At 73.1% G+C, this 19,353-nt stretch carries 14 protein-coding genes; 5 read left to right on the forward strand and 9 right to left on the reverse strand.

Going from position 1 to position 19,353, the window contains the following annotated elements:
• Positions 1-250: 250 nt before the first annotated feature.
• The 5 genes from JK364_RS21905 to JK364_RS21925 all read right to left on the reverse strand — a co-directional run bounded on the left by JK364_RS21905 (position 251) and on the right by JK364_RS21925 (position 6,757).
• The gene (locus JK364_RS21905; RefSeq protein ID WP_201852832.1) at positions 251-2,380 is read right to left on the reverse strand and encodes a 3-hydroxyacyl-CoA dehydrogenase NAD-binding domain-containing protein; all 2,130 of its coding nucleotides are present in this window, start codon (positions 2,378-2,380) and stop codon (positions 251-253) included.
• A complete protein-coding gene (locus JK364_RS21910) occupies positions 2,377-3,594 on the reverse strand; it encodes a thiolase family protein (RefSeq protein ID WP_201852833.1) in 1,218 nt (405 codons plus the stop codon). Before JK364_RS21910 ends, JK364_RS21905 begins: the two co-directional genes overlap by 4 nt.
• A gap of 168 nt (positions 3,595-3,762) precedes the next feature.
• A complete protein-coding gene (locus JK364_RS21915) occupies positions 3,763-5,040 on the reverse strand; it encodes a ribonuclease D (RefSeq protein WP_201852834.1) in 1,278 nt (425 codons plus the stop codon).
• A 114-nt stretch (positions 5,041-5,154) separates the two neighbouring features.
• Entirely contained in the window at positions 5,155-5,814 is a 660-nt protein-coding gene (locus JK364_RS21920) for a response regulator transcription factor (RefSeq protein WP_014175686.1), read from the reverse strand.
• Between the two features lie 211 nt (positions 5,815-6,025).
• Positions 6,026-6,757 (reverse strand): DUF3000 domain-containing protein, encoded by a 732-nt coding sequence (locus tag JK364_RS21925; RefSeq protein ID WP_201852835.1) that lies wholly within the window; start codon positions 6,755-6,757, stop codon positions 6,026-6,028.
• Positions 6,758-6,848: 91 nt separating this feature from the next.
• On the opposite strand from JK364_RS21925, the gene hemE reads away from it, so the two are divergent.
• Entirely contained in the window at positions 6,849-7,955 is a 1,107-nt protein-coding gene (gene hemE, locus JK364_RS21930) for a uroporphyrinogen decarboxylase (protein WP_201852836.1), read from the forward strand.
• A 43-nt stretch (positions 7,956-7,998) separates the two neighbouring features.
• Positions 7,999-9,570: a hypothetical protein gene (locus JK364_RS21935; protein ID WP_230992295.1), complete on the forward strand. Its 1,572-nt coding sequence runs from the start codon at positions 7,999-8,001 to the stop codon at positions 9,568-9,570.
• Positions 9,571-9,801: 231 nt separating this feature from the next.
• Here JK364_RS21935 and JK364_RS21940 read toward each other — a convergent pair whose 3' ends face one another.
• The 4 genes from JK364_RS21940 to JK364_RS21955 all read right to left on the reverse strand — a co-directional run bounded on the left by JK364_RS21940 (position 9,802) and on the right by JK364_RS21955 (position 14,834).
• Entirely contained in the window at positions 9,802-11,193 is a 1,392-nt protein-coding gene (locus JK364_RS21940) for an FAD-dependent oxidoreductase (RefSeq protein ID WP_201852837.1), read from the reverse strand.
• 43 nt (positions 11,194-11,236) lie between these two features.
• On the reverse strand, positions 11,237-12,688 hold the full coding sequence (locus JK364_RS21945) for an MFS transporter (RefSeq protein ID WP_201852838.1): 1,452 nt from the start codon (positions 12,686-12,688) through the stop codon (positions 11,237-11,239).
• Between the two features lie 128 nt (positions 12,689-12,816).
• Positions 12,817-13,656, reverse strand: coding sequence for an IclR family transcriptional regulator (locus tag JK364_RS21950; protein WP_230992296.1), 840 nt, complete (start codon positions 13,654-13,656; stop codon positions 12,817-12,819).
• Positions 13,653-14,834: a 4-hydroxybenzoate 3-monooxygenase gene (locus JK364_RS21955; protein WP_201852839.1), complete on the reverse strand. Its 1,182-nt coding sequence runs from the start codon at positions 14,832-14,834 to the stop codon at positions 13,653-13,655. Before JK364_RS21955 ends, JK364_RS21950 begins: the two co-directional genes overlap by 4 nt.
• Positions 14,835-14,943: 109 nt before the next feature.
• Here JK364_RS21955 and JK364_RS21960 point away from each other — a divergent pair, with 109 nt between their 5' ends.
• From JK364_RS21960 to hemQ, 3 genes are read left to right on the forward strand one after another with little or no spacing between them, the layout of a single operon-like run.
• On the forward strand, positions 14,944-16,818 hold the full coding sequence (locus JK364_RS21960) for an IclR family transcriptional regulator domain-containing protein (RefSeq protein WP_201852840.1): 1,875 nt from the start codon (positions 14,944-14,946) through the stop codon (positions 16,816-16,818).
• Positions 16,815-18,350, forward strand: a complete 1,536-nt coding sequence (gene hemG, locus JK364_RS21965) for a protoporphyrinogen oxidase (protein WP_201852841.1) — start codon at positions 16,815-16,817, stop codon at positions 18,348-18,350. The genes JK364_RS21960 and hemG overlap by 4 nt, the downstream gene beginning before the upstream one ends.
• Before the next feature lie 4 nt (positions 18,351-18,354).
• Positions 18,355-19,071 (forward strand): hydrogen peroxide-dependent heme synthase, encoded by a 717-nt coding sequence (gene hemQ, locus JK364_RS21970; protein ID WP_201852842.1) that lies wholly within the window; start codon positions 18,355-18,357, stop codon positions 19,069-19,071.
• Positions 19,072-19,353: the final 282 nt, after the last annotated feature.

Below are 19,353 nucleotides of genomic sequence, written 5' to 3' on the forward strand. Positions count from 1 at the left end.
ACCCCGCCCCGGATACGCGTGGCGGGTGCTTGCCGCCGGGTGGCGGTCCGGCCACGGCGGGTGGCGCGGCCGGGGCGCGCCCTTCGCCGGGGCGCCGGGGCGCCGGGGCGCGGGGACGGCGACGCCGGTGGGGCCCCGGAACGGCCGGGCAAGCCCCCGAACGCCCGGGGGCCGGGCAAGCCCCCGAACGCCCAAGTGCCGGGCGGGCCTTCGCCCGCCCGGCACCCGGGTATGTCACGCGCCGCCGACGCTACGCGGGAACGCTCGCCACGCCCCCCGCCAGGAACGTCTTCCCGTTCACCCGCTCCGAGACGCCCTCGCGGTCCAGGTACGGCGTGATGCCGCCCAGGTGGAAGGGCCAGCCGGCGCCGGTGATCAGGCACAGGTCGATGTCCTGCGCCTCGGCGACGACGTCCTCCTCGAGCATCAGCCCGATCTCCTGCGCGACCGCGTCCAGCACCCGGGCGCGCACCTGCTCCTCGGTCAGGACGGTGTCGCCCTGCTGGAGCAGCGCGGCGACCTCCGGGTCCAGCTTCGGCTCCCCGGAGTCGTGGACGTAGAAGCCGCGCTTGCCCGCCTCGACCACGCGCTTGAGGTTCTCCGAGACCGTGAAGCGGTCCGGGAACGCGCCGTGCAGCGTCTCGGAGACATGCAGGCCGATCGCCGGGCCGACCAGCTCCAGCAGCACCAGCGGGGACATCGGCAGGCCCAGCGGCTCGATGGCGCGCTCGGCGACGTCCACCGGGGTGCCCTCGTCGATCACGTTCTGGATCTCGCCCATGAAGCGGGTCAGGATCCGGTTGACCACGAACGCCGGGGCGTCCTTGACCAGGACGGCGGTCTTCTTCAGCTTCTTGGCCACGCCGAAGGCCGTGGCCAGCGAGGCGTCATCGGTCTTCTCACCGCGGACGATCTCCAGCAGGGGCAGGATCGCGACCGGGTTGAAGAAGTGGAAGCCCACGACCCGCTCGGGGTGCTTGAGCTGGGAGGCCATCTCGGACACCGACAGCGAGGAGGTGTTGGTGGCGAGGATGGCGTGCTCCGGCACGACCGCCTCGACCTCGGCGAACACCTGCTGCTTGACGCCCATCTCCTCGAAGACGGCCTCGATGACGAAGTCGGCGTCGGAGAACGCGGCGGCCTTGTCCAGCGAACCGGTCACCGCGGCCTTGAGGCGGTTGGCCCGGTCCTGGTTGATCCGGCCCTTGAGCAGCAGCTTGTCGATCTCGCCGTGGACATAGCCCACGCCCTTGTCGATCCGCGCCTGGTCGATGTCGGTCAGCACGACCGGCACCTCGAGACGCCGTGCGAACAGCAGCGCCAGCTGCGAGGCCATCAGACCCGCGCCCACGACGCCCACCTTGGAGACCGGGCGCGCCAGCGACTTGTCCGGGGCGCCGGCCGGGCGCTTGCCGCGCTTCTGCACCAGGTTGAAGGCGTAGATGCCGCTGCGCAGCTCGCTGCCCATGATGAGGTCGGCGAGCGCCTTCTCCTCGGCCTCGTAGCCTCGGGCGAGGTCGCCGTTGCGCGCGGCGTCGATGATCTCCAGCGCGCGGTAGGCGGCCGGGGCCGCTCCGTGCACCTTGCCGTCGGCGATGGCGCGGCCGCGCACCACGGCCTCGTGCCAGGCGTCGCCGCGGTCGATCTCGGGCCGTACGACCTCGAGCTCGCCCTTGAGGACGGCGGCGGTCCAGATCAGCGACTGCTCCAGGAAGTCCGCGCCCTCGAAGATCGCGTCGGCGATCCCGAGTTCGTAGACCTGCTCGCCCTTGAGCTGCTTGTTCTGGTTGAGCGAGTTCTCGATGATGACCGAGACCGCGCGGTCGGCGCCGATCAGGTTCGGCAGCAGGGTGCAGCCGCCCCAGCCGGGCACCAGGCCGAGGAACACCTCGGGCAGCGAGAAGGCGGGCAGCGCCGCGGAGACGGTGCGGTAGGCGCAGTGCAGCCCGACCTCGACCCCGCCGCCCATCGCCGCGCCGTTGTAGTACGCGAAGGTGGGCACGGCGAGCGCCGACAGCCGCTTGAAGACGTCATGGCCGCCCTTGCCGATGGCCAGCGCGTCCTCGTGGCGCTTCAGCAGCTCCACGCCCTTGAGGTCGGCGCCGACGGCGAAGATGAACGGCTTACCGGTGATGCCGACACCGGTGATCTCGCCGTCCGCGGCCTCCTTCTCGACCTGGTCGATCGCCGCGCTGAGGTTGGCGAGCGAGGCCGGGCCGAAGGTGGTGGGCTTGGTGTGGTCCAGGCCGTTGTCCAGCGTGATGAGCGCGAAGCGGCCGGCGTTCTGGGGGAGATCGAGGTGGCGGACGTGCGCCTGTGTCACGACCTCGCCCGGGAAGAGCTCTGCCGCTCCCTTGAGAAGCTCTGCGGTGTTGGTCACTTGTTCCCCTCGAAGTGCGGGTTCTCCCAGATCACGGTGCCACCCATGCCGAAGCCGATGCACATCGTCGTGATGCCGTAGCGGACCTCGGGGCGCTCCTCGAACTGCCGTGCCAGCTGGGTCATCAGACGGACACCGGAGGAGGCCAGCGGATGGCCGTAGGCGATCGCGCCGCCGTACTGGTTGACGCGCTCGTCGTCGTCCGCGATGCCGTAGTGGTCCAGGAACGACAGGACCTGGACGGCGAACGCCTCGTTGATCTCGAACAGGCCGATGTCCTCGATGGACAGACCGGCCTTCGCCAGGGCCTTCTTGGTGGCCGGGACCGGGCCGTAGCCCATCACCTCGGGCTCGACGCCCGCGAAGGCGAACGAGACCAGGCGCATCCTCACCGGCAGGCCCAGCTCCCGGGCGAAGTCCTCGGAGGCGATCAGCGAGGCGGTGGCGCCGTCGTTGAGCCCCGCGGAGTTACCGGCCGTGACCCGGCCGTGCGGGCGGAACGGGGTCTTCAGCGTGGCCAGGCCCTCCAGCGTGGTGCCCGGGCGCATCGGCTCGTCGGCGGTGGCCAGGCCCCAGCCCAGTTCCCCGCCCTCGGGGGAGGTGCGGCGCACCGAGATCGGCACCAGGTCCTGCTGGATCTTGCCGTTGGCGTACGCCTTGGCGGCCTTCTCCTGGCTGCGCACCGCGAACTCGTCGGCGCGCCGCTTGGAGATGTGCGGCAGCCGGTCGTGGAGGTTCTCCGCCGTCATGCCCATGAACAGGGCCGACTCGTCGACCAGCTTCTCCGAGACGAAGCGCGGGTTGGGGTCGACCGCCTCGCCCATGGGGTGGCGGCCCATGTGCTCGACACCGCCCGCGACCACGGCGTCGTAGGCGCCGAAGGCGATGGATCCCGCGGTGGTGGTCACGGCCGTCATCGCACCGGCACACATCCGGTCGATGGCGTAGCCGGGGACCGACTGGGGCAGCCCGGCCAGGATGCCCGCGGTGCGGCCGATGGTCAGGCCCTGGTCGCCGATCTGCGTCGTCGCGGCGATGGCCACCTCGTCGATGCGCTCCGGCGGCAGATCCGGGTTGCGGCGCAGCAGCTCCCGGATGCACTTGACGACCAGGTCGTCGGCGCGGGTCTCGTGGTAGATGCCCTTCGGGCCCGCCTTGCCGAATGGGGTCCGGACGCCGTCGACGAAGACGACGTCCCTAGCGGTACGAGGCACGTTGGCTCTCCTCCAGGTGCGGGATGGCACTGCTGCGGGCACGCCGGGAGCGCGCCGTCACACCCTCATGCTACTTATGAGTAACCAAGCTGCCCAGTCCCCACCGCCGGAGGGTTGAAGGTCACAGCCGCGGGCCGGCGGCGAGGCCGCCGGTCCACGCGCGTCACATCATGCCGGGGGCGTCAGCAAGGCGGCCGTCAGCACCGGGGTCACCTGGTCGACCTGCCAGGGACGGGCGCCGTGACCTGCGAGAACGGACGCGATCGCATCCGTCGTCGGCTCGGCGGGCGGCTCCCAGCACAGCCGCCGGACGGTGTCCGGGGCGATCAGGTTCTCCTGCGGAAGATTCAGCTGTTCGGCCAGCTGGGTGACGGCCGCACGCGCCGCGGAGAGCCGCGCCGCCGCCACCGGGTCCTTGTCGGCCCACGCCCGGGGCGGGGGCGGACCGGCCACCGGCTGGCCCGGCTGGGGGAGGTCGGCCTCCGGCAGCGCCCGCGCCCGGTCCACCGCGGCCTGCCACTGCTCCAGCTGGCGCCGGTTCATCCGATGGCCGAAACCGTTCAGCGCGGTCAGTGCCCGGACGTCTCCCGGCAGGGCCAGCGCGGCCTCGACGATGGCCGCGTCGCCCAGCACCTTGCCCGGTGAGACATCGCGGCGCTGGGCGATCCGGTCCCGGGCCGTCCACAGCTCGCGCACCACGGCCATCTGCCGGCGCCGCCGGACCTTGTGCATCCCCGACGTCCGCCGCCAGGGGTCCTTGCGCGGCGGGGCGGGCGGGGCCGCGGCGATGGCCGCGAACTCCTGGTGCGCCCACTCCAGCTTCTCCTGCCGCTCCAGCTCGTCCTCCAGCGCGTCGCGCAGGTCCACCAGCAGCTCGACGTCGAGCGCGGCGTAGTGCAGCCAGGGCTCGGGCAGCGGGCGGGTGGACCAGTCCACGGCGGAGTGGCCCTTCTCCAGGGCGTATCCGAGGATGTTCTCGACCATGGCGCCGAGCCCCACCCGGGCGAACCCGGCCAGCCGGCCCGCGAGTTCGGTGTCGAAGATCCGGGCCGGGACCATGCCTATGTCCCGCAGACAGGGCAGATCCTGGGTCGCGGCGTGCAGGACCCATTCGGCGTCGGCGATCGCGGCGCCCAGACCCGAGAGGTCGGGGCAGCCGACGGGGTCGATCAGTGCGGTCCCCGCTCCGGCCCGGCGCAGCTGGACCAGATAGGCCCGCTGTCCGTAGCGGTAGCCGGAGGCGCGCTCGGCATCGACGGCCACCGGGCCGTGGCCGGCGGCGAAGGTCGCGATGACCTCGGCCAGCGTGTCCGCGTCGGCGGTGACGGGCGGGATGCCCTCGCGCGGCTCCAGCAAGGGGACCGGCGCCGGGGGGAGGTCGTCCGGAGGAGCGCCCCCGGTGGTTCGCAGTGTCGTCTCTGCTGCGGTCTCTTGGGCGTCGGTCACCTGTCAAGGGTAGCTGTGTGCGGGGAGTACGCAGGGCGCCCGTCGACGGAACGTTCCGTCGACGGGCGCGGGGGGTGGTGGGCGGTGGCGTGGCGGCCGGGCGGGCGGTACGGCTCAGTGGATGATTCCGGTCCGCAGTGCGACCGCGACCATTCCCGCCCGGTCTCCGGTGCCCAGCTTGCGGGCGATCCGGGCGAGGTGACTCTTGACGGTGAGCGCGGACAAGCCCATCGAGACGCCGATGGCCTTGTTGGACTGGCCCTCCGCAACCAGCCTCAGCACCTCGACCTCGCGGCCCGACAGCTCCCGGTAGCCGCCCGGGTGGCCGGGGGCGCCCGGCGGGCGGCGGTGCATCCGGGCGGCGGCGCCGAGCGGGGCGGCGCCGGGGCGGCCCGGGATGCCGAGGTTGGTGCGGGTGCCGGTGACGACATAGCCCTTGACGCCGCCGGCCAGTGCGTTCCGTACGGCGCCGATGTCATCGGCGGCGGACAGGGCCAGCCCGTTGGGCCAGCCCGCGGCGCGGGTCTCGGACAGCAGCGTGAGGCCGGAGCCGTCGGGGAGGTGGACATCGGCCACGCAGATGTCGCGCGGATTCCCGATGCGGGGACGGGCCTCGGCGATGGACGACGCCTCGATGACGTCGCGCACCCCGAGGGCCCAGAGGTGGCGGGTGACGGTGGAACGAACGCGGGGGTCGGCAACGACCACCATGGCCGTCGGCTTGTTCGGGCGGTAGGCGACCAGGCTGGACGGTTGCTCGAGGAGAACAGACACCAGGTCCTCCTGGGGAAGTGGTGGGACGGGTCACCACGTCCTTCGGCACCGATACGGCCGGGCTTTAGAGAATGATCACGATTTGGTGAGTAACAATTCGGGCAATTAGGACGACTGATCGATCGTGCCTGATCTTTTTCAGGACATCCGGAAGCTCAGCTTCTTTTTCCGGATATCCCGAACATCACGAACATCCCGAGCATCCCGAAGCTCAGCGCGCCTGGGGACCCCTCCGCTGCGGCAGCGAGACGACCCCCGCCTCCGTGGCGCCGGCCGGGGGCAGGCCCGCGATCTGGCACAGGAGGTCGCACCACGCGGCCAGGTGTCCCGCGGTGTCCGGCACGCCCAGCCGTTCGGTGGCGCCCTCTCCCGCCGGCTCCGGGCGGCGTGGGCCGGGGTGGGCCGGTTCCGGGGGCGGGTGGTCGGACGGGGTCCAGGAGGCCCGGATCTCGATCCGGGTGGACGGCTCCCGCTCGCTCATCGCGCCGAAGTAGTGCGAGCTCGCCCGGGTGACCGTGCCGCTGGGCTCCCCGTAGGGCAGACCGCGTGCCTCCAGCGCGCCGGTGAGCCAGGACCAGCACACCTCGGGCAGCAGCGGGTCCGCCGCGATCTCCGGCTCGAGGTCCGCGTGGACCAGCGTGACCAGGCGGAAGGTGCCGCGCCAGGCGTCGTGTCCGGCCGGGTCGTGCAGCAGGATCAGCCGCCCCTCGGCCAGCTCTTCGTCATCGCCCGCCGCGCCGGTGACCACCGCCTCCAGCGCGTACGAGTAGGGTGCGAGCCGACGCGGGGGTGGGGTCGGATCGAGCTCCACCTCGGGCCGCACCCGCACACCGCGCATCGCGGTGACGGCATGCCGGAAGGCGGGAGGGGTGTCCTCACCGCCCGCGTCCGTGCCGTCAGGGCCGTCAGCACCGTTCGCGAGGTGTCCTTGAACCGCTGCCATGCCCGGAAGACTAGGCGCATTGAGGGCCCTAACCGGGGAGGAACACCCGGGTTGGCGGGTCACTCGTTCGGCCCGTGCGAAAATCTGGGGCATGAGCGCCAACGAGCGGCCCTCGGGCCAGCAGCAGACCGGCCGTGCCGCGGCTAGTTCCACAGCCGATTCCGCTTTTATGCGGGCCTGCCGCCGGGAGCCGGTGCCCCATACCCCTGTGTGGTTCATGCGGCAGGCGGGGCGCTCGCTTCCGGAGTACCGCAAGTTGCGCGAGGGCATCGCGATGCTGGAGTCCTGCACGCGGCCCGACCTGGTCACCGAGATCACGCTGCAGCCGGTGCGCCGCCACCGGGTGGACGCGGCCGTCTACTACAGCGACATCGTCGTGCCGCTCATGGCCATCGGTATCGACCTCGACATCAAGCCCGGTGTCGGGCCGGTCATCGAGCGGCCGATCCGCACCCGCGCCGATCTGGAGCGGCTGCGTCCGCTTGATCCGGACGATGTGAAGTACGTCACCGAGGCCATCGGGGCGCTCGTCGGCGAGCTCGGCGCGACCCCGCTCATCGGCTTCGCGGGCGCCCCCTTCACGCTCGCCAGCTATCTGGTCGAGGGCGGTCCCTCGCGCAACCACGAGCACACCAAGGCGCTCATGTACGGCGACCCGGCGCTCTGGGCCGCGCTGCTGGACCGGCTCGCCGACATCACCACCGCCTTCCTCAAGGTGCAGATCGAGGCGGGCGCCTCGGCCGTCCAGCTCTTCGACTCCTGGGTGGGCGCCCTGGCCCCCGCCGACTACCGCCGCAGCGTGCTGCCCGCCTCCTCGAAGGTCTTCGACGCCGTCGCCGGATACGGTGTGCCGCGCATCCACTTCGGCGTGGGCACCGGCGAGTTGCTCGGGCTGCTCGGCGAGGCGGGCGCGGACGTCGTCGGTGTCGACTGGCGGGTGCCGCTGGACGAGGCCGCCCGGCGGGTCGGCCCCGGCAAGGCGCTCCAGGGCAATCTCGACCCCGCGGTGCTGTTCGCCCCGCGTACGGCCGTCGAGGCCAAGGCGGACGAGGTGCTGGAGGCGGCCCGGGGGGTGGAGGGGCATATCTTCAACCTCGGCCACGGCGTGCTGCCCAGCACCGATCCGGACGCGCTGACCCGACTCGTCGAGTATGTGCACACCCAGAGCGCATCGCGCGCACCTTCTGTGAAGGTCTGAACCAAGCGGGAACCCGCGTGCCTCCCGTGGCGTCGTGAGGGGCATGACCGACATGCCCGCCACCGCGCTGTCAGCCCCGCAGGAGTCGCCGGAGTGTGTCCACTTCGTCGACGACTGGCACGGCATCCTCCACGAGACCCATGGCGGCGACTCGGACCGGGTCGTCCTGGACTGTGCCAGGCGGCTGGTGGCCGATCCCGCGGGCGAGGAGGCGTACGCCTGGACGCTCGGGCTGGTCATGATGGCCGCGCACATCGGTCGGTTCTCCCGTAAGGACGTCGCCGCGGCGGCCCTGGAGGCGCTCCACGCCACCGACCGGCGGCTGCGCGAGGCCCCTTGCGCCCACCGGACGCATCCGTACGAGAGCGATCTGGACGACCGGATCGACCACTTCGTGGACGATCTGCCGCTGCTCACCAACGGGCTGGCCGAGGACCGGGACCCCGACTGGGAGGACGACGCCACCAAGGAGCAGTGGCTGTGCCCGCGCGACATCGCCGGGTACGCGCGGGTCGCCATCGACGTCATCGCCCCCGGCAGCGTGGGCGGCATCCCGCCCCGGCTCCCGGTCCGCGACGCGCGCCGCGCCGAGGATCTGCGCTCGATCGTCTGGGACTACCCGAGCGCGGCGGTGGACCCCGCCCAGGAGCTGTCCGCCTACGCCAGGAACCTGGTCGCCAACCCCCTGGGCTACCACCGCGCCGGACTCGTGGTCGTCCTGCACGCCGCCTGCTGGTACGCCGCCAGCGGCCGGATCCGCGACCGGCGGGTCCTGGACACCATGGTGGACGCCCTGGAGGCGGTGCTGCCCGGCCTCGGCGGCGCCTCCTGCGCGCACGGCGAGGGCGAGCACCCCGAGGTCGGCCGGGACACCGCGGAGCAGGCCACCGTGGGTATCCATCTGCTCAGCCCCGGCGGCCGGGGCGTCTACCGCCACTGGCACCGCGAGGAGCTGGAGACGGCGCCGCTGGAGGCGTGGCTGTGCCCCGCCTTCCTCGCCACGATCGCCCGCGAGGCGCTGGACCATCTGCGCGCCGGCCGCGAACGGCTCTTCGGCCTCCGGGACACCGCCCACCTGGACGAGGTGCTGCTGCGCCCCGGCGGACGGCTCGACATCGAACGGCTCACCCACGCCGTGCGGTTCCGCTGCCGGGACGGGCAGGCCGCGGAGGACGCCGGGCTGTGGGCCGCGCGGCGGTTCGCGGCGGGCCCGGCCGATCCGCGCGAGCGGCTGGTGCTGCTGCTGGTGGCCTGCTGGTCGGTGACCTCGGGCGAGGAGGCCCCGCCCGAGGCCGTCCACCGGGATCTGCGGGCGATCCTCGGCGCGGTGCGGACCGACTTGGCGGCCGACCTGGCAGCGGACTTGGGGGCCGACTTGGCGGCCGGGTCCTGCCCGCACGAGGACGCGCACCCCTGGGAGGTGCTGGCCGAGCTGGCGGGCCGCCGTCACTTCGGCTTCCACGAGGACCCTTACGGCGCCCATCTCAACCATCTGTACGCGCCGGGGGAGTACGACACGCCCGAGCCGCCCTTCGGCCTTGAGGCGTGGAGCTGCCCCTGTCATGTGGCCGAGCGGGTCGGGCAGGCGCTGCGGATCATCGACGGCGCGCGCTGATCGGTTCCGCGGCTTGCCGCCTGCGGCGGGCTGTCCCCTACCCGCCCCTTCCCGAAACTGGGGCTCCGCCCCAGCCCCCGCTCCTCAATCGCCGGAGGGGCTGAAAATCAGCCCGTCCGGCGCTTGAGGACACGCCCGAAGGGCGTCCGGGGTCCAGGGGGCGGAGCCCCATGGTTCGGGAAGGGGCGGGTAGGGGACAGCCCGCCGCACGCGTCACCATCCGCCGGACACTCAGCGACGCTCCGCCGACCTCACGGTCGCCGCCGCCTTGCGCGCCGCCACCAGTACCGGGTCCCACACCGGTGAGAACGGCGGGGCGTAGCCCAGGTCCAGCGCCGTCATCCGCTCCACCGTCATCCCGGCGGTCAGCGCGACCGCCGCGACGTCGACCCGCTTGCCCGCGCCCTCGCGGCCGACGATCTGCGTGCCGAGCAGCCGTCCCGTGCGCCGCTCGGCGAGCATCTTCACCGTCATCGGCCGGGTCTCCGGGTAGTACCCGGCGCGGCTGGTCGCCTCGATCGTGACCGTCTCGAACTGCAGCCCCACGGCGGCCGCTTCGGCCTCCAGCAGTCCGGTGCGGGCGATCTCCAGATCGCAGACCTTGCTGACCGCCGTGCCGACGACACCGGGGAAGGTCGCGTAGTCGCCGCCCACATTGGAGCCGATGACCTGCCCGTGCTTGTTGGCATGGGTGCCCAGCGGAATGTGCCGGGTGCGGCCGGACACCAGGTCGAGGACCTCGACACAGTCACCGCCCGCCCAGATGTTGTCATAACCGCGCACCCGCATGGCCTGATCGGTCAGCAGCCCGCCGTACTCGCCCACCGGAAGCCCCGCCTCCTGGGCGAGCGCGGTCTCCGGGACCACCCCCAGGCCCAGGACCACCAGATCGGCGGGGTATTCGCTCATCTTGGTGGCCACCGCCCGCACCCGGCCGTCCTCGCCCGTGACCACCTCGGCGACCTCCGCGCCGGTCACGGTGTCGATCCCGAGCCCCGACATCGCGTCACGGACCAGCCGCCCCATGTCGGGGTCGAGCGTGGACATCGGCTGCTCACCGCGGACCAGGACGGTCACCTGGGAGCCGCGCTGGATGAGCGCCTCGGCCATCTCCACCCCGATGTACCCGGCGCCGATCACCACCGCCCGCTCGACCGGGGCGGCCTCCAGGGACTCCAGCAGCGCCCGCCCGTCGTCCAGGGTCTGCACCCCGTGCACGCCGGGGGCGTCGATCCCGGGCATCGCGGGGCGGCGCGGCCGGGCGCCGGTCGCGATGACCAGGTCGTCGAAGCCGTGCCACTGCTCGCCCGTACCGCGCGGATCGAGGTCCCGCGCCAGGACCCGCTGCCCGGCGAGGTCGATCTCGACGACCTCGGTGTGGGTCCGTACGTCGATCCCGCGGCCCCGGTGGGTCTCGGGCGTCCGGGCGACCAGCTCGTCCGGGCCGTTCACCAGGCCGCCGACCCAGTACGGGATGCCGCAGGCCGAGTACGAGGTGAACTGGCCGCGTTCGAAGGCGAGGATCTCCAGCTCGCCCCGGCTCTTGAGTCTGCGCGCCCGCGACGCGGCGGACATGCCCGCCGCGTCGCCTCCGATGACCACCATGCGCCGTGCCGCCGTCATGTATGCCCCTCCGCCACTGGATGTCCGGCTATAGGGCATCACGTTAAGCGCGCGAGGTCTGCTCCCGGATCAGCATGTAGAGCACCGCGCTGACGAGCATCAGCGCGCCGTCGATGTAGACCGCGTTCGTCCAGCTGCCGTAGTGGTCGAAGAGGGTGCCGCTGAGCGCCGGGCTGATCACCGCGCCGATCTCCCCGACCAGGTTGAACAGCCCGAAGGCCGCGCCGCGTTCGGCCGCGTCCACCACATCGTTCAGCAGCGCGTGCGCCATCGGCTGGAGCGCGTTGAAGAACAGGCTGGAGACGAAGAGCAGGACGGACATCACCCAGAGGGAGGGCTTCTCATGGGTCTGCAGATACGCGGCGAACACCAGCACCAGCACCCCCTGGACCACGGTGAACGCGATCAGCAGCGGCCGCCGCCCCCACCCCCGGGCCTTCGCCCGGTCCGAGAGCATGCCCCCGGCCGGGAAGCCGAGGATGCCCGCGCCCGCGTTGAAGGTCGCCACCAGCGCGGCGTTCTGGAACGAGCTGTGGGCGGCGTCCGCGACGATCGACACCGACCAGAAGCTGAAGAACCACAGATTCCACATGACCGCGATGAAGGCGAAGCTGAGCAGCAGCACATTGCGGTTCCGCGATACCGCGCCCAGCCGGCCGCTGCGCCGGGCGAAGATCGCCCCGATGAGCACGAACGCCAGCACGCACTCGAGGATGGCCACGCCCCAGCTCGGCATCCCCGCCCCGTCGGCGATCAGATAGACCGCCATGACCGCGGCGCACAGCACCGCCGAGATGCCCAGCAGCCGCAGTGTGGAGCCGGTGGCCTTGAGCGGGCCGCCGATGCGGCGCATATAGACCGCCGTGGCCCAGCCGAACGCGAGCGTCGCGGCGCCCAGCACCAGGAACGGCATCCGCCAGGCGTCCTCCTCGCCGAACACCTCCCCGCCCCAGTCGATCAGATACGGCGCGCTGATGGTCGCGATCGTCAGCCCGATGGACAGCCCCGTGATGGCCACGCCCATGCCCAGACCGGCCTTGGCGGGCGGGGTGCGCTGGGCGATCAGCGAGCGGTCGTTGGAGTAGAAGACGCCCTCGCCGAGCCCGGTCAGCACGCGCAGCACCACGAAGGCGATCAGCCCGCTCATCAGGCCGCTGGCCAGCGTGGCGACCCCCGCCCACAGCAGCGAGACCGCGAGCATGGTGCGGTGCCCGAAGCGGTCGCCGAGATAGCCGCCGGGGAACTGGGTGAGCATGTAGCCCGCGAAGAAGAGGCTGCCGATCAGACCGCCGAGCGCGTGCGGATGGCTGGCGGAGCCCAGCATGCCGTGGTCGTGTTCGATCAGCCACGTGACGACCGGGCCGGTGATGGTGCGGTCGGCGTACGAGAAGAGCCAGCCGCCCATCAGCATGGCCCACAGGGTGTGATACGGCTGCCAGCCGCCGCGGGGCGCCTCCCGGCCCTGCGCGGTGGGCTCTGCGGTCACTTCGGGCATGTCTCCATGTCCCCTCTCGGGCCTGCGCGTTCAGGTCTCGGGCCTGGGCATTCAGGCTCGGCGGCTCGGTTGGTGCCACACAGAATGTGGCCGGACTTCGGGCGCGGCAAGGCGCGTTCGCGGGTCTTTCACCGACCGGAAGCCTCCGCGACGGGGGCTTGCCCCAGGGCGGCGGCGAGGGTACGGGAGATGCCGTGCGCGGCCACCCGTACGGCCGGGACCAGCCCCGGGACCCGCCCCTCCGCGGCCGGCACCACCACCGACAGCGAGGCCACCACCTCCCCGCCCGGTCCGCGCACCGGGGCGGCGATGGAAAGACCGTCCATGGTGATCTGCCGGTCGCTGACCGCGATCCCGGTGCGCCGCACCTCGGCCAGGGCGGTCCGCAGCCGGTGCGGGTCCTGGATCGTCAGCTCGGTGTAGCGGCGCAGCGGGCGGGCGCACACCCGCTCGTACAGCCGTGGCGGCCCGTACGCGAGCAGCACGAGACCGACGCCGGTCGCGTGCAGTGGCCAGCGGCTGCCGACCCGGGTGCGCACCTGGACCGCCGAGTGTCCGGAGATCAGCTCGACGTAGACCACCTCCAGGCCGTCCCGCACGGCGAGCTGGACGTTCTCGTGGGTGGCCTCGTACAGGTCCTCCATGAACGGCAGGGCCGCCTCGCGCACCCCGACCCCGCGCGGCGAGAGCGTCGCCACCTCCCACAGCCGCAGCCCGATGTGGTACGCGCCGGTGGCGTCGCGCTCCAGGGCGCCCCAGCGGGTGAGCGCGGCGACCAGCCGGTGCGCGGTGGCCAGCGGCAGCCCGGCGCGCCGGGCGAGGGCGGTGAGGGACAGCGAGCGGTGCGAGGCGTCGAAGGCGTCGAGGACCGCCAGCATCCGGCCCGCGACCGAGCGGCCGCCGTCCCGGCCGCCGGTGGCGCGGGTGCCCGGTGGGCTGATGGGGGTGAGGGGGCCGGAGGCGGTCATGACAGCGGGAGGCCGACGTAGTTCTCGGCGAGCTCGGCGGAGGCGGTGGGGGAGGAGGCGATCCGCTCCAGCCGCGCGATCCGCTCCCGGTCCTCGAACGGGCTCTCGTCCGGGCGCCGGTGGAGCGTGTCCGTCATGAAGTACGAGAACCGCTCGGCCTGCCACACCCGGCGCAGACAGGTCCGCGAGTAGCCGTCCAGCAGCTCGGACGAGCCGTTCTCCTGGTGCTGGATCAGCGCCCGGCCCAGCGTGATCACATCGGTGACGGCCAGATTGAGCCCCTTGGCGCCGGTCGGCGGCACGATGTGCGCCGCGTCGCCCGCCAGGAAGAGCCGGCCGTGGCGCATCGGCTCCTGCACGAAGCTGCGCATCGGGGTGACCGAGGTGGCGGTGATCGGGCCGCGCTCCAGCGTCCGGTCCCCGTCGAGCGCGAAGCGGGCCGACAGTTCGTCCCAGATCCGCTCATGGGACCAGTCGTCGGGGTCGGTGCCGTTGGGCACCTGGAGGTAGAGCCGGGAGACCTGGGGGGAGCGCATGCTGTGCAGGGCGAAGCCGCGCCGGTGGCGGGCGTAGATCAGCTCCTCGCAGGACGGCGCCACATCGGCCAGCACACCGAGCCAGGAGTAGGGGTAGGCGTGCTCGAACGCGCGCACCCGGTCGGCGGGGATCGTGCTCCGGGCGATGCCGTGGAAGCCGTCGCAGCCCGCCACATAGTCGCAGCTCAGGGTCTGTTCGCGGCCCTCGTGGCGGAAGCGGATGACGGGCGCGGCGGAGTCCGGCTTCTCGATGGCCAGCGCCTCGGCCCCGAACAGCAGCGGGGGACCGCCCGGCTCCTCCAGCTGGAGCGCGATCAGATCCTTGACGATCTCGGTCTGGGCGTAGACCATCACCGACTTGCCGCCGGTGGCGGAGGGGAAGTCCACGCGGTGGCCGCGGCCCTCGAAGCGCAGCTCGATGCCCTGGTGGGGCAGCCCCTCGCGGTCCAGCCGCCCACCGGCGCCGCACTCCCGCAGCACATCCACGGTGCCCTGCTCCAGGATCCCGGCCCGCTGCCGCCGCTCGACATACGCCCGGTCCCGGCTCTCCAGCACCACGCAGTCGATCCCGGCGCGGTGCAGCAGCCGGGCGAGCAGCAGCCCGGCGGGTCCGCCGCCGATGATGCCGACGGTCGTGCGCATCACATCGTCCCCTTGCTGTGGTGGTCCATGTCGCTGTGGTGATCCATGCGGCCCGCTTCGCCTTCGCCACTTGTTCGCTGAGTGAAACTTCGTTCATAATCGGCTGGTGATGAGTTTCAGCCCGGTGCCACCACCTGTCAATGGCCCCGTCGGGCCTCTCGAGCGCGGTCTCGCCGTGCTGCGCGAGCTGACCCGGCTGGCCGCACACGAGGGACGGACCACCGTCCGGCCCGGCGATCTCGTGCGCGGCACGGGGCTCGCCCGGTCCGTGGTCGACCGCGTCGTGGGCACGCTCGAACAGCTCGGTTACGTCACGCTCGACGGCCGCGACATCGGCCCGGCGGTCCGGCTGATGGAGCTCGGCAACGCCTATCTGGCCGCGAGCGGACTGCCCGCCGCCCTCGGCCCGTTCGCCGAGCGGCTCGCGGACGGGCTCGACGAGTCGGTCTCGGCCGCCGTCCCCGACGGCGGCGGGGTGCGCTTCGTCGTCCAGGTCACCCGCCGCCGCACCATGTCCCTCGCCTTCCGGATCGGCGATCTGCTCCCCGCCGAGCGCTGCTCGCCCGGCGCGCTCTTCGCCGCCGAGTGGTCCGGGGCCGACTGGGCCGCCTGGCGCGCCCGCCGCGCCGAGGACCCCCTGGACACCGCGTTCCCGGCCGTCCCGCCCCGCCACCGGCCCGCCTCCGGCGAGGACTTCGAGGCCCGGGTCAAGGAGGCCGCCCGGGACGGCTGGGCCATTGACGACCAGCTGATCGAACCGGGCCTGGTGGCGGTGTCCGTTCCGGTGCGGGACGCCTCGGGCCGCATCGTCTGCGCGGTCAACGTGGTCAGCCACACCAGCCGCCATGACGTGGACTCGCTGCGGGCGGCGGTGCTGGGGCCGCTGGGTGCGGAACTCCCGGAGATGGAGGCGGCTGTGACGGCTCGTCGGCCCAGGCCGGCTGCCTCCGTCGGTTCGGCTGGTTCCGCTCTTTCTGTTGCTTCGGTCGCTTCGGGTACGGGGGGCTCCGGCACGGCCGTGGGCGAGGATCCGGCGCGGATGGCCAAGCGGGAGCTGGGAGCGGGCTATCTGCAGTCCCTCGCGCGCGGACTGGCCGTGCTGCGGGCCCTGGGCGGGGCGGCCCTTGGTGGGGCGCAGGGCGTGGGCCAGGGTGAGGCCCGCGCGGTGGAGGACGCGGCGCGCGGCGCGTCCGGCGCCACCGGGGGCATGACGTACGGCCTCGTCGGCGCGGGGCCGGGCGGCGGCCGGGGTGGGGGGATGACGCTCAGCGCCGTCGCGGAGGCCACCGGGCTGGCGCGGGCCACCGCCAGACGCTCGCTGCTCACCCTGGTCGAGCTGGGATACGCGGAGGCCGACGGCCGGGCCTTCCGGCCGCTGCCGCGGGTGCTGGAGCTCGGCTACGCCCCCCTGGCGGAGCTCGGCTTCACCGACATCGCCCAGCCGCACATGCGCGAACTGGTCCGCACCGTCCATGAGTCGGCGTCCCTGGCCGTCCTCGACGGCGGCGACATCCGCTACATCGCGCGCGTCCCCACCGTCCGCATCATGAGCGTCAACATCACCATCGGCACCCGCTTCCCCGCCTACGCGACCTCCATGGGCCGGGTGCTGCTCGCCGGCCTGGACGCCGACGCCCGCGCCGCCCATCTCGCCGGGGTGCGGCCGGAGCCGCTGACCCGGCACACCGTGACCGACGTGGCGGAGCTGGCGCGCGTCGTGGAGCGCGCGGCGGCGGAGGGGCACGCCCTGGTCGACCAGGAGCTGGAGGAGGGGCTGCGGTCGATCGCCGTGCCCGTAAGGGACGCGCGCGGACGCGTGGTGGCCGCGCTCAATGTGGCCACCCACGCCGGTCGCGGCACCGCCGAGAGCGCCCGCGGCGAGCTCCTCCCGGCGCTGCGCGCCACCGCGGCCCGTATCGAGGCCGACCTGGCCACGGCCTCGGCGCAGCACGCCCTGGGGGCGGGTGAGAGAGTGGGGGCATGAGAGCGGCGAACACCCCGGGGGCGGGGCGCACCGGCCATGTCGTGGTCATCGGCGGCGGAATCGCGGGCCTCGCGGCGGCCCACCGGCTGCTGGACGGCGGGGCGCGGGTGACGGTCCTGGAGGCGTCGGGGCGGCTCGGCGGCAAGCTGCGCTCGGGCGAGATCGAGGGCGTACCGGTCGACCTGGGCGCCGAGTCGATGCTCGCGCGTCGCCCGGAGGCGGTGGAGCTGGCGCGCGCCGTGGGCCTCGGCGACCGGCTGCGGCCGCCCGCGACCGCGACCGCCTCGCTCTGGACGCGTGGCGGGCTGCGCCCGATGCCCAAGGGCCATGTGATGGGCGTCCCCGGCGATCTGGAGCCGCTGGCCGCGTCCGGGGTGATCTCGGAGGAGGGGCTGGCCCGGATCGCGCGCGACCGCGAGCTGCCGCCCACTCCGGTGGGCGAGGACGTGGCGCTCGGCGGGTATCTGGCCGAGCGGCTCGGCCGCGAGGTCGTGGACCGGCTGGTCGAACCGCTGCTCGGCGGGGTGTACGCGGGCGATGTGTACCGCACCTCGATGCGCGCGTCGGTCCCCACCCTCTTCGAGGTGGCCCAGTCCGGCCGCCCGCTGACCGAGGGCGTCCGGGAGCTGGCCGAGCGCTCCGCGCGACGGCAGGACGGCCCCGTGTTCATGGGCATCGACGGCGGGATCGGGCGGCTGCCGCTCGCGGTCGCCGACGCCGTACGGGCCGCGGGCGGCGAGATCCGCACCGGGGCGCCCGTACGGGAGCTGCGGCGCACCGCCGACGGCTGGACCGTCGCCGTGGACGGCACGGGCGGCACGGGCGGCACGGGCGGCGTGGACGGCGTGGACGGCGTGAACGCAGTGGACGGCGCGGGCGGTACGGACGGCCCGCCGGTGGTGGCGGCCGACGCCGTGGTGCTGGCGGTCCCCGCGCCCGCCGCCGCCCGGCTGCTGGCCGCCGGGGCCCCGGCGGCCTCCGCCGAGCTGGCCACCGTGGACTACGCCTCGATGGCGCTGGTCACGATGGCCTTCCGGCGCACCGATGTGGCCTCGCTCGCCGAGGGCAGCGGCTTCCTGGTGCCGCCGGTCGACGGCCGGACGATCAAGGCGGCCACGTTCTCCAGCCGCAAGTGGGGCTGGCTGCGCGACGCCGGTCCCGATCTCTTCGTGCTGCGTACCTCGATCGGGCGGTTTGACGACGAGGTGGATCTGAAGCGGGACGACGCCGATCTGGTAAGGATGTCGCTCGCCGATCTCGGCGAGGCCGTCGGCCTGGCGGCGAAGCCCGTCGCGAGCCGGGTGGACCGCTGGGACGGCGGACTGCCCCAGTACCCGGTGGGCCATCTCGACCGGGTCGCCCGCATCCGCGCCGCGGTCGCCGAGGTGCCGGGGCTGGCGGTGTGCGGCGCCCTCTACGACGGGGTGGGCATCCCCGCGTGCGTCGGCAGCGCCCGTAAGGCGGCCGATGAGCTGCTGGGCGCCCTGGCGGGCCCCCTGGGGCCGGGCGCCGGAGCCGGAGAGCGAGAATAGGGCCATGACTGCTGCACCTGAGAAGACTCCCAACGCCGGTAAGAAGGCCAAGGACCTCAACGAGGTCATCCGCTACACCCTGTGGTCGGTGTTCCGGCTGCGCGATGTGCTGCCGGAGGACCGCACCGGCTACGCCGACGAGGTCGAGGAGCTCTTCTCCCAGCTCGCCGCCAAGGACGTCACCGTGCGCGGCACCTACGACGTGTCCGGGCTGCGCGCCGACGCGGACGTCATGATCTGGTGGCACTCGGAGACCTCCGACGCCCTCCAGGAGGCGTACAACCTCTTCCGCCGCACCCGGCTGGGGCGGCACCTGGAGCCGGTGTGGTCCAACATGGCGCTGCACCGCCCGGCGGAGTTCAACAAGTCCCACATCCCGGCGTTCCTCGCGGACGAGAACGCGCGCGAGTACGTGAGCGTGTATCCGTTCGTCCGCTCCTACGACTGGTACCTGCTGCCCGACGAGGACCGCCGCCGGATGCTCGCGGACCACGGCAAGATGGCCCGCGGCTACCCCGATGTGCGCGCCAACACGGTGGCGTCCTTCTCGCTCGGCGACTACGAGTGGATCCTGGCCTTCGAGGCGGACGAGCTGCACCGGATCGTCGACCTGATGCGCCATCTGCGGGGCTCCGAGGCGCGCCGGCACGTGCGCGAGGAGGTGCCGTTCTACACCGGGCGGCGCAGGGCGGTCTCCGAACTCGTCACCGGTCTGGCCTGACGCCCTTACGGCGCCTTCGGCGGGCCGCGCGGCGGAGCCGCATCTCGATGTTTTCCCCTCCCCGCCCCTTCCCACAACTGGGGCGCTGCCCCAGACCCCGGTGGTGGACGAGTCGGCTGTCGTCGCGGTCAGTTCAGCGGGTGCCCGCACATATCCGGGCCGTCCGGCTCGGGGTCTGGGGCAGCGCCCCAGTTGTGGGAAGGGGCGGGGAGGGGAGCGGCCCGCCGCAGGCGTCCAGGTCCGGCGGACACCTCCTACGGCCTTACGGTCGTCCCGTACCGG

The sequence above is a fragment of the Streptomyces endocoffeicus genome (genome assembly GCF_016741935.1).
Lineage (GTDB): Bacteria > Actinomycetota > Actinomycetes > Streptomycetales > Streptomycetaceae > Streptomyces > Streptomyces endocoffeicus.

Excerpts from the sequence above, each read along its gene's own strand:
- JK364_RS21925 (WP_201852835.1), bottom strand. The coding sequence starts at position 6,757 with ATGGCAGCGGTTCAAGGACACCTCGCGAACGGTGCTGACGGCCCTGAC.
- JK364_RS21940 (WP_201852837.1), bottom strand. The coding sequence starts at position 11,193 with ATGACGGCGGCACGGCGCATGGTGGTCATCGGAGGCGACGCGGCGGGC.
- hemE (WP_201852836.1), top strand. The coding sequence starts at position 6,849 with ATGAGCGCCAACGAGCGGCCCTCGGGCCAGCAGCAGACCGGCCGTGCC.
- hemG (WP_201852841.1), top strand. The coding sequence starts at position 16,815 with ATGAGAGCGGCGAACACCCCGGGGGCGGGGCGCACCGGCCATGTCGTG.
- hemQ (WP_201852842.1), top strand. The coding sequence starts at position 18,355 with ATGACTGCTGCACCTGAGAAGACTCCCAACGCCGGTAAGAAGGCCAAG.
- JK364_RS21945 (WP_201852838.1), bottom strand. The coding sequence starts at position 12,688 with ATGCCCGAAGTGACCGCAGAGCCCACCGCGCAGGGCCGGGAGGCGCCC.
- JK364_RS21935 (WP_230992295.1), top strand. The coding sequence starts at position 7,999 with ATGACCGACATGCCCGCCACCGCGCTGTCAGCCCCGCAGGAGTCGCCG.
- JK364_RS21950 (WP_230992296.1), bottom strand. The coding sequence starts at position 13,656 with ATGACCGCCTCCGGCCCCCTCACCCCCATCAGCCCACCGGGCACCCGC.
- JK364_RS21955 (WP_201852839.1), bottom strand. The coding sequence starts at position 14,834 with ATGCGCACGACCGTCGGCATCATCGGCGGCGGACCCGCCGGGCTGCTG.
- JK364_RS21960 (WP_201852840.1), top strand. The coding sequence starts at position 14,944 with ATGAGTTTCAGCCCGGTGCCACCACCTGTCAATGGCCCCGTCGGGCCT.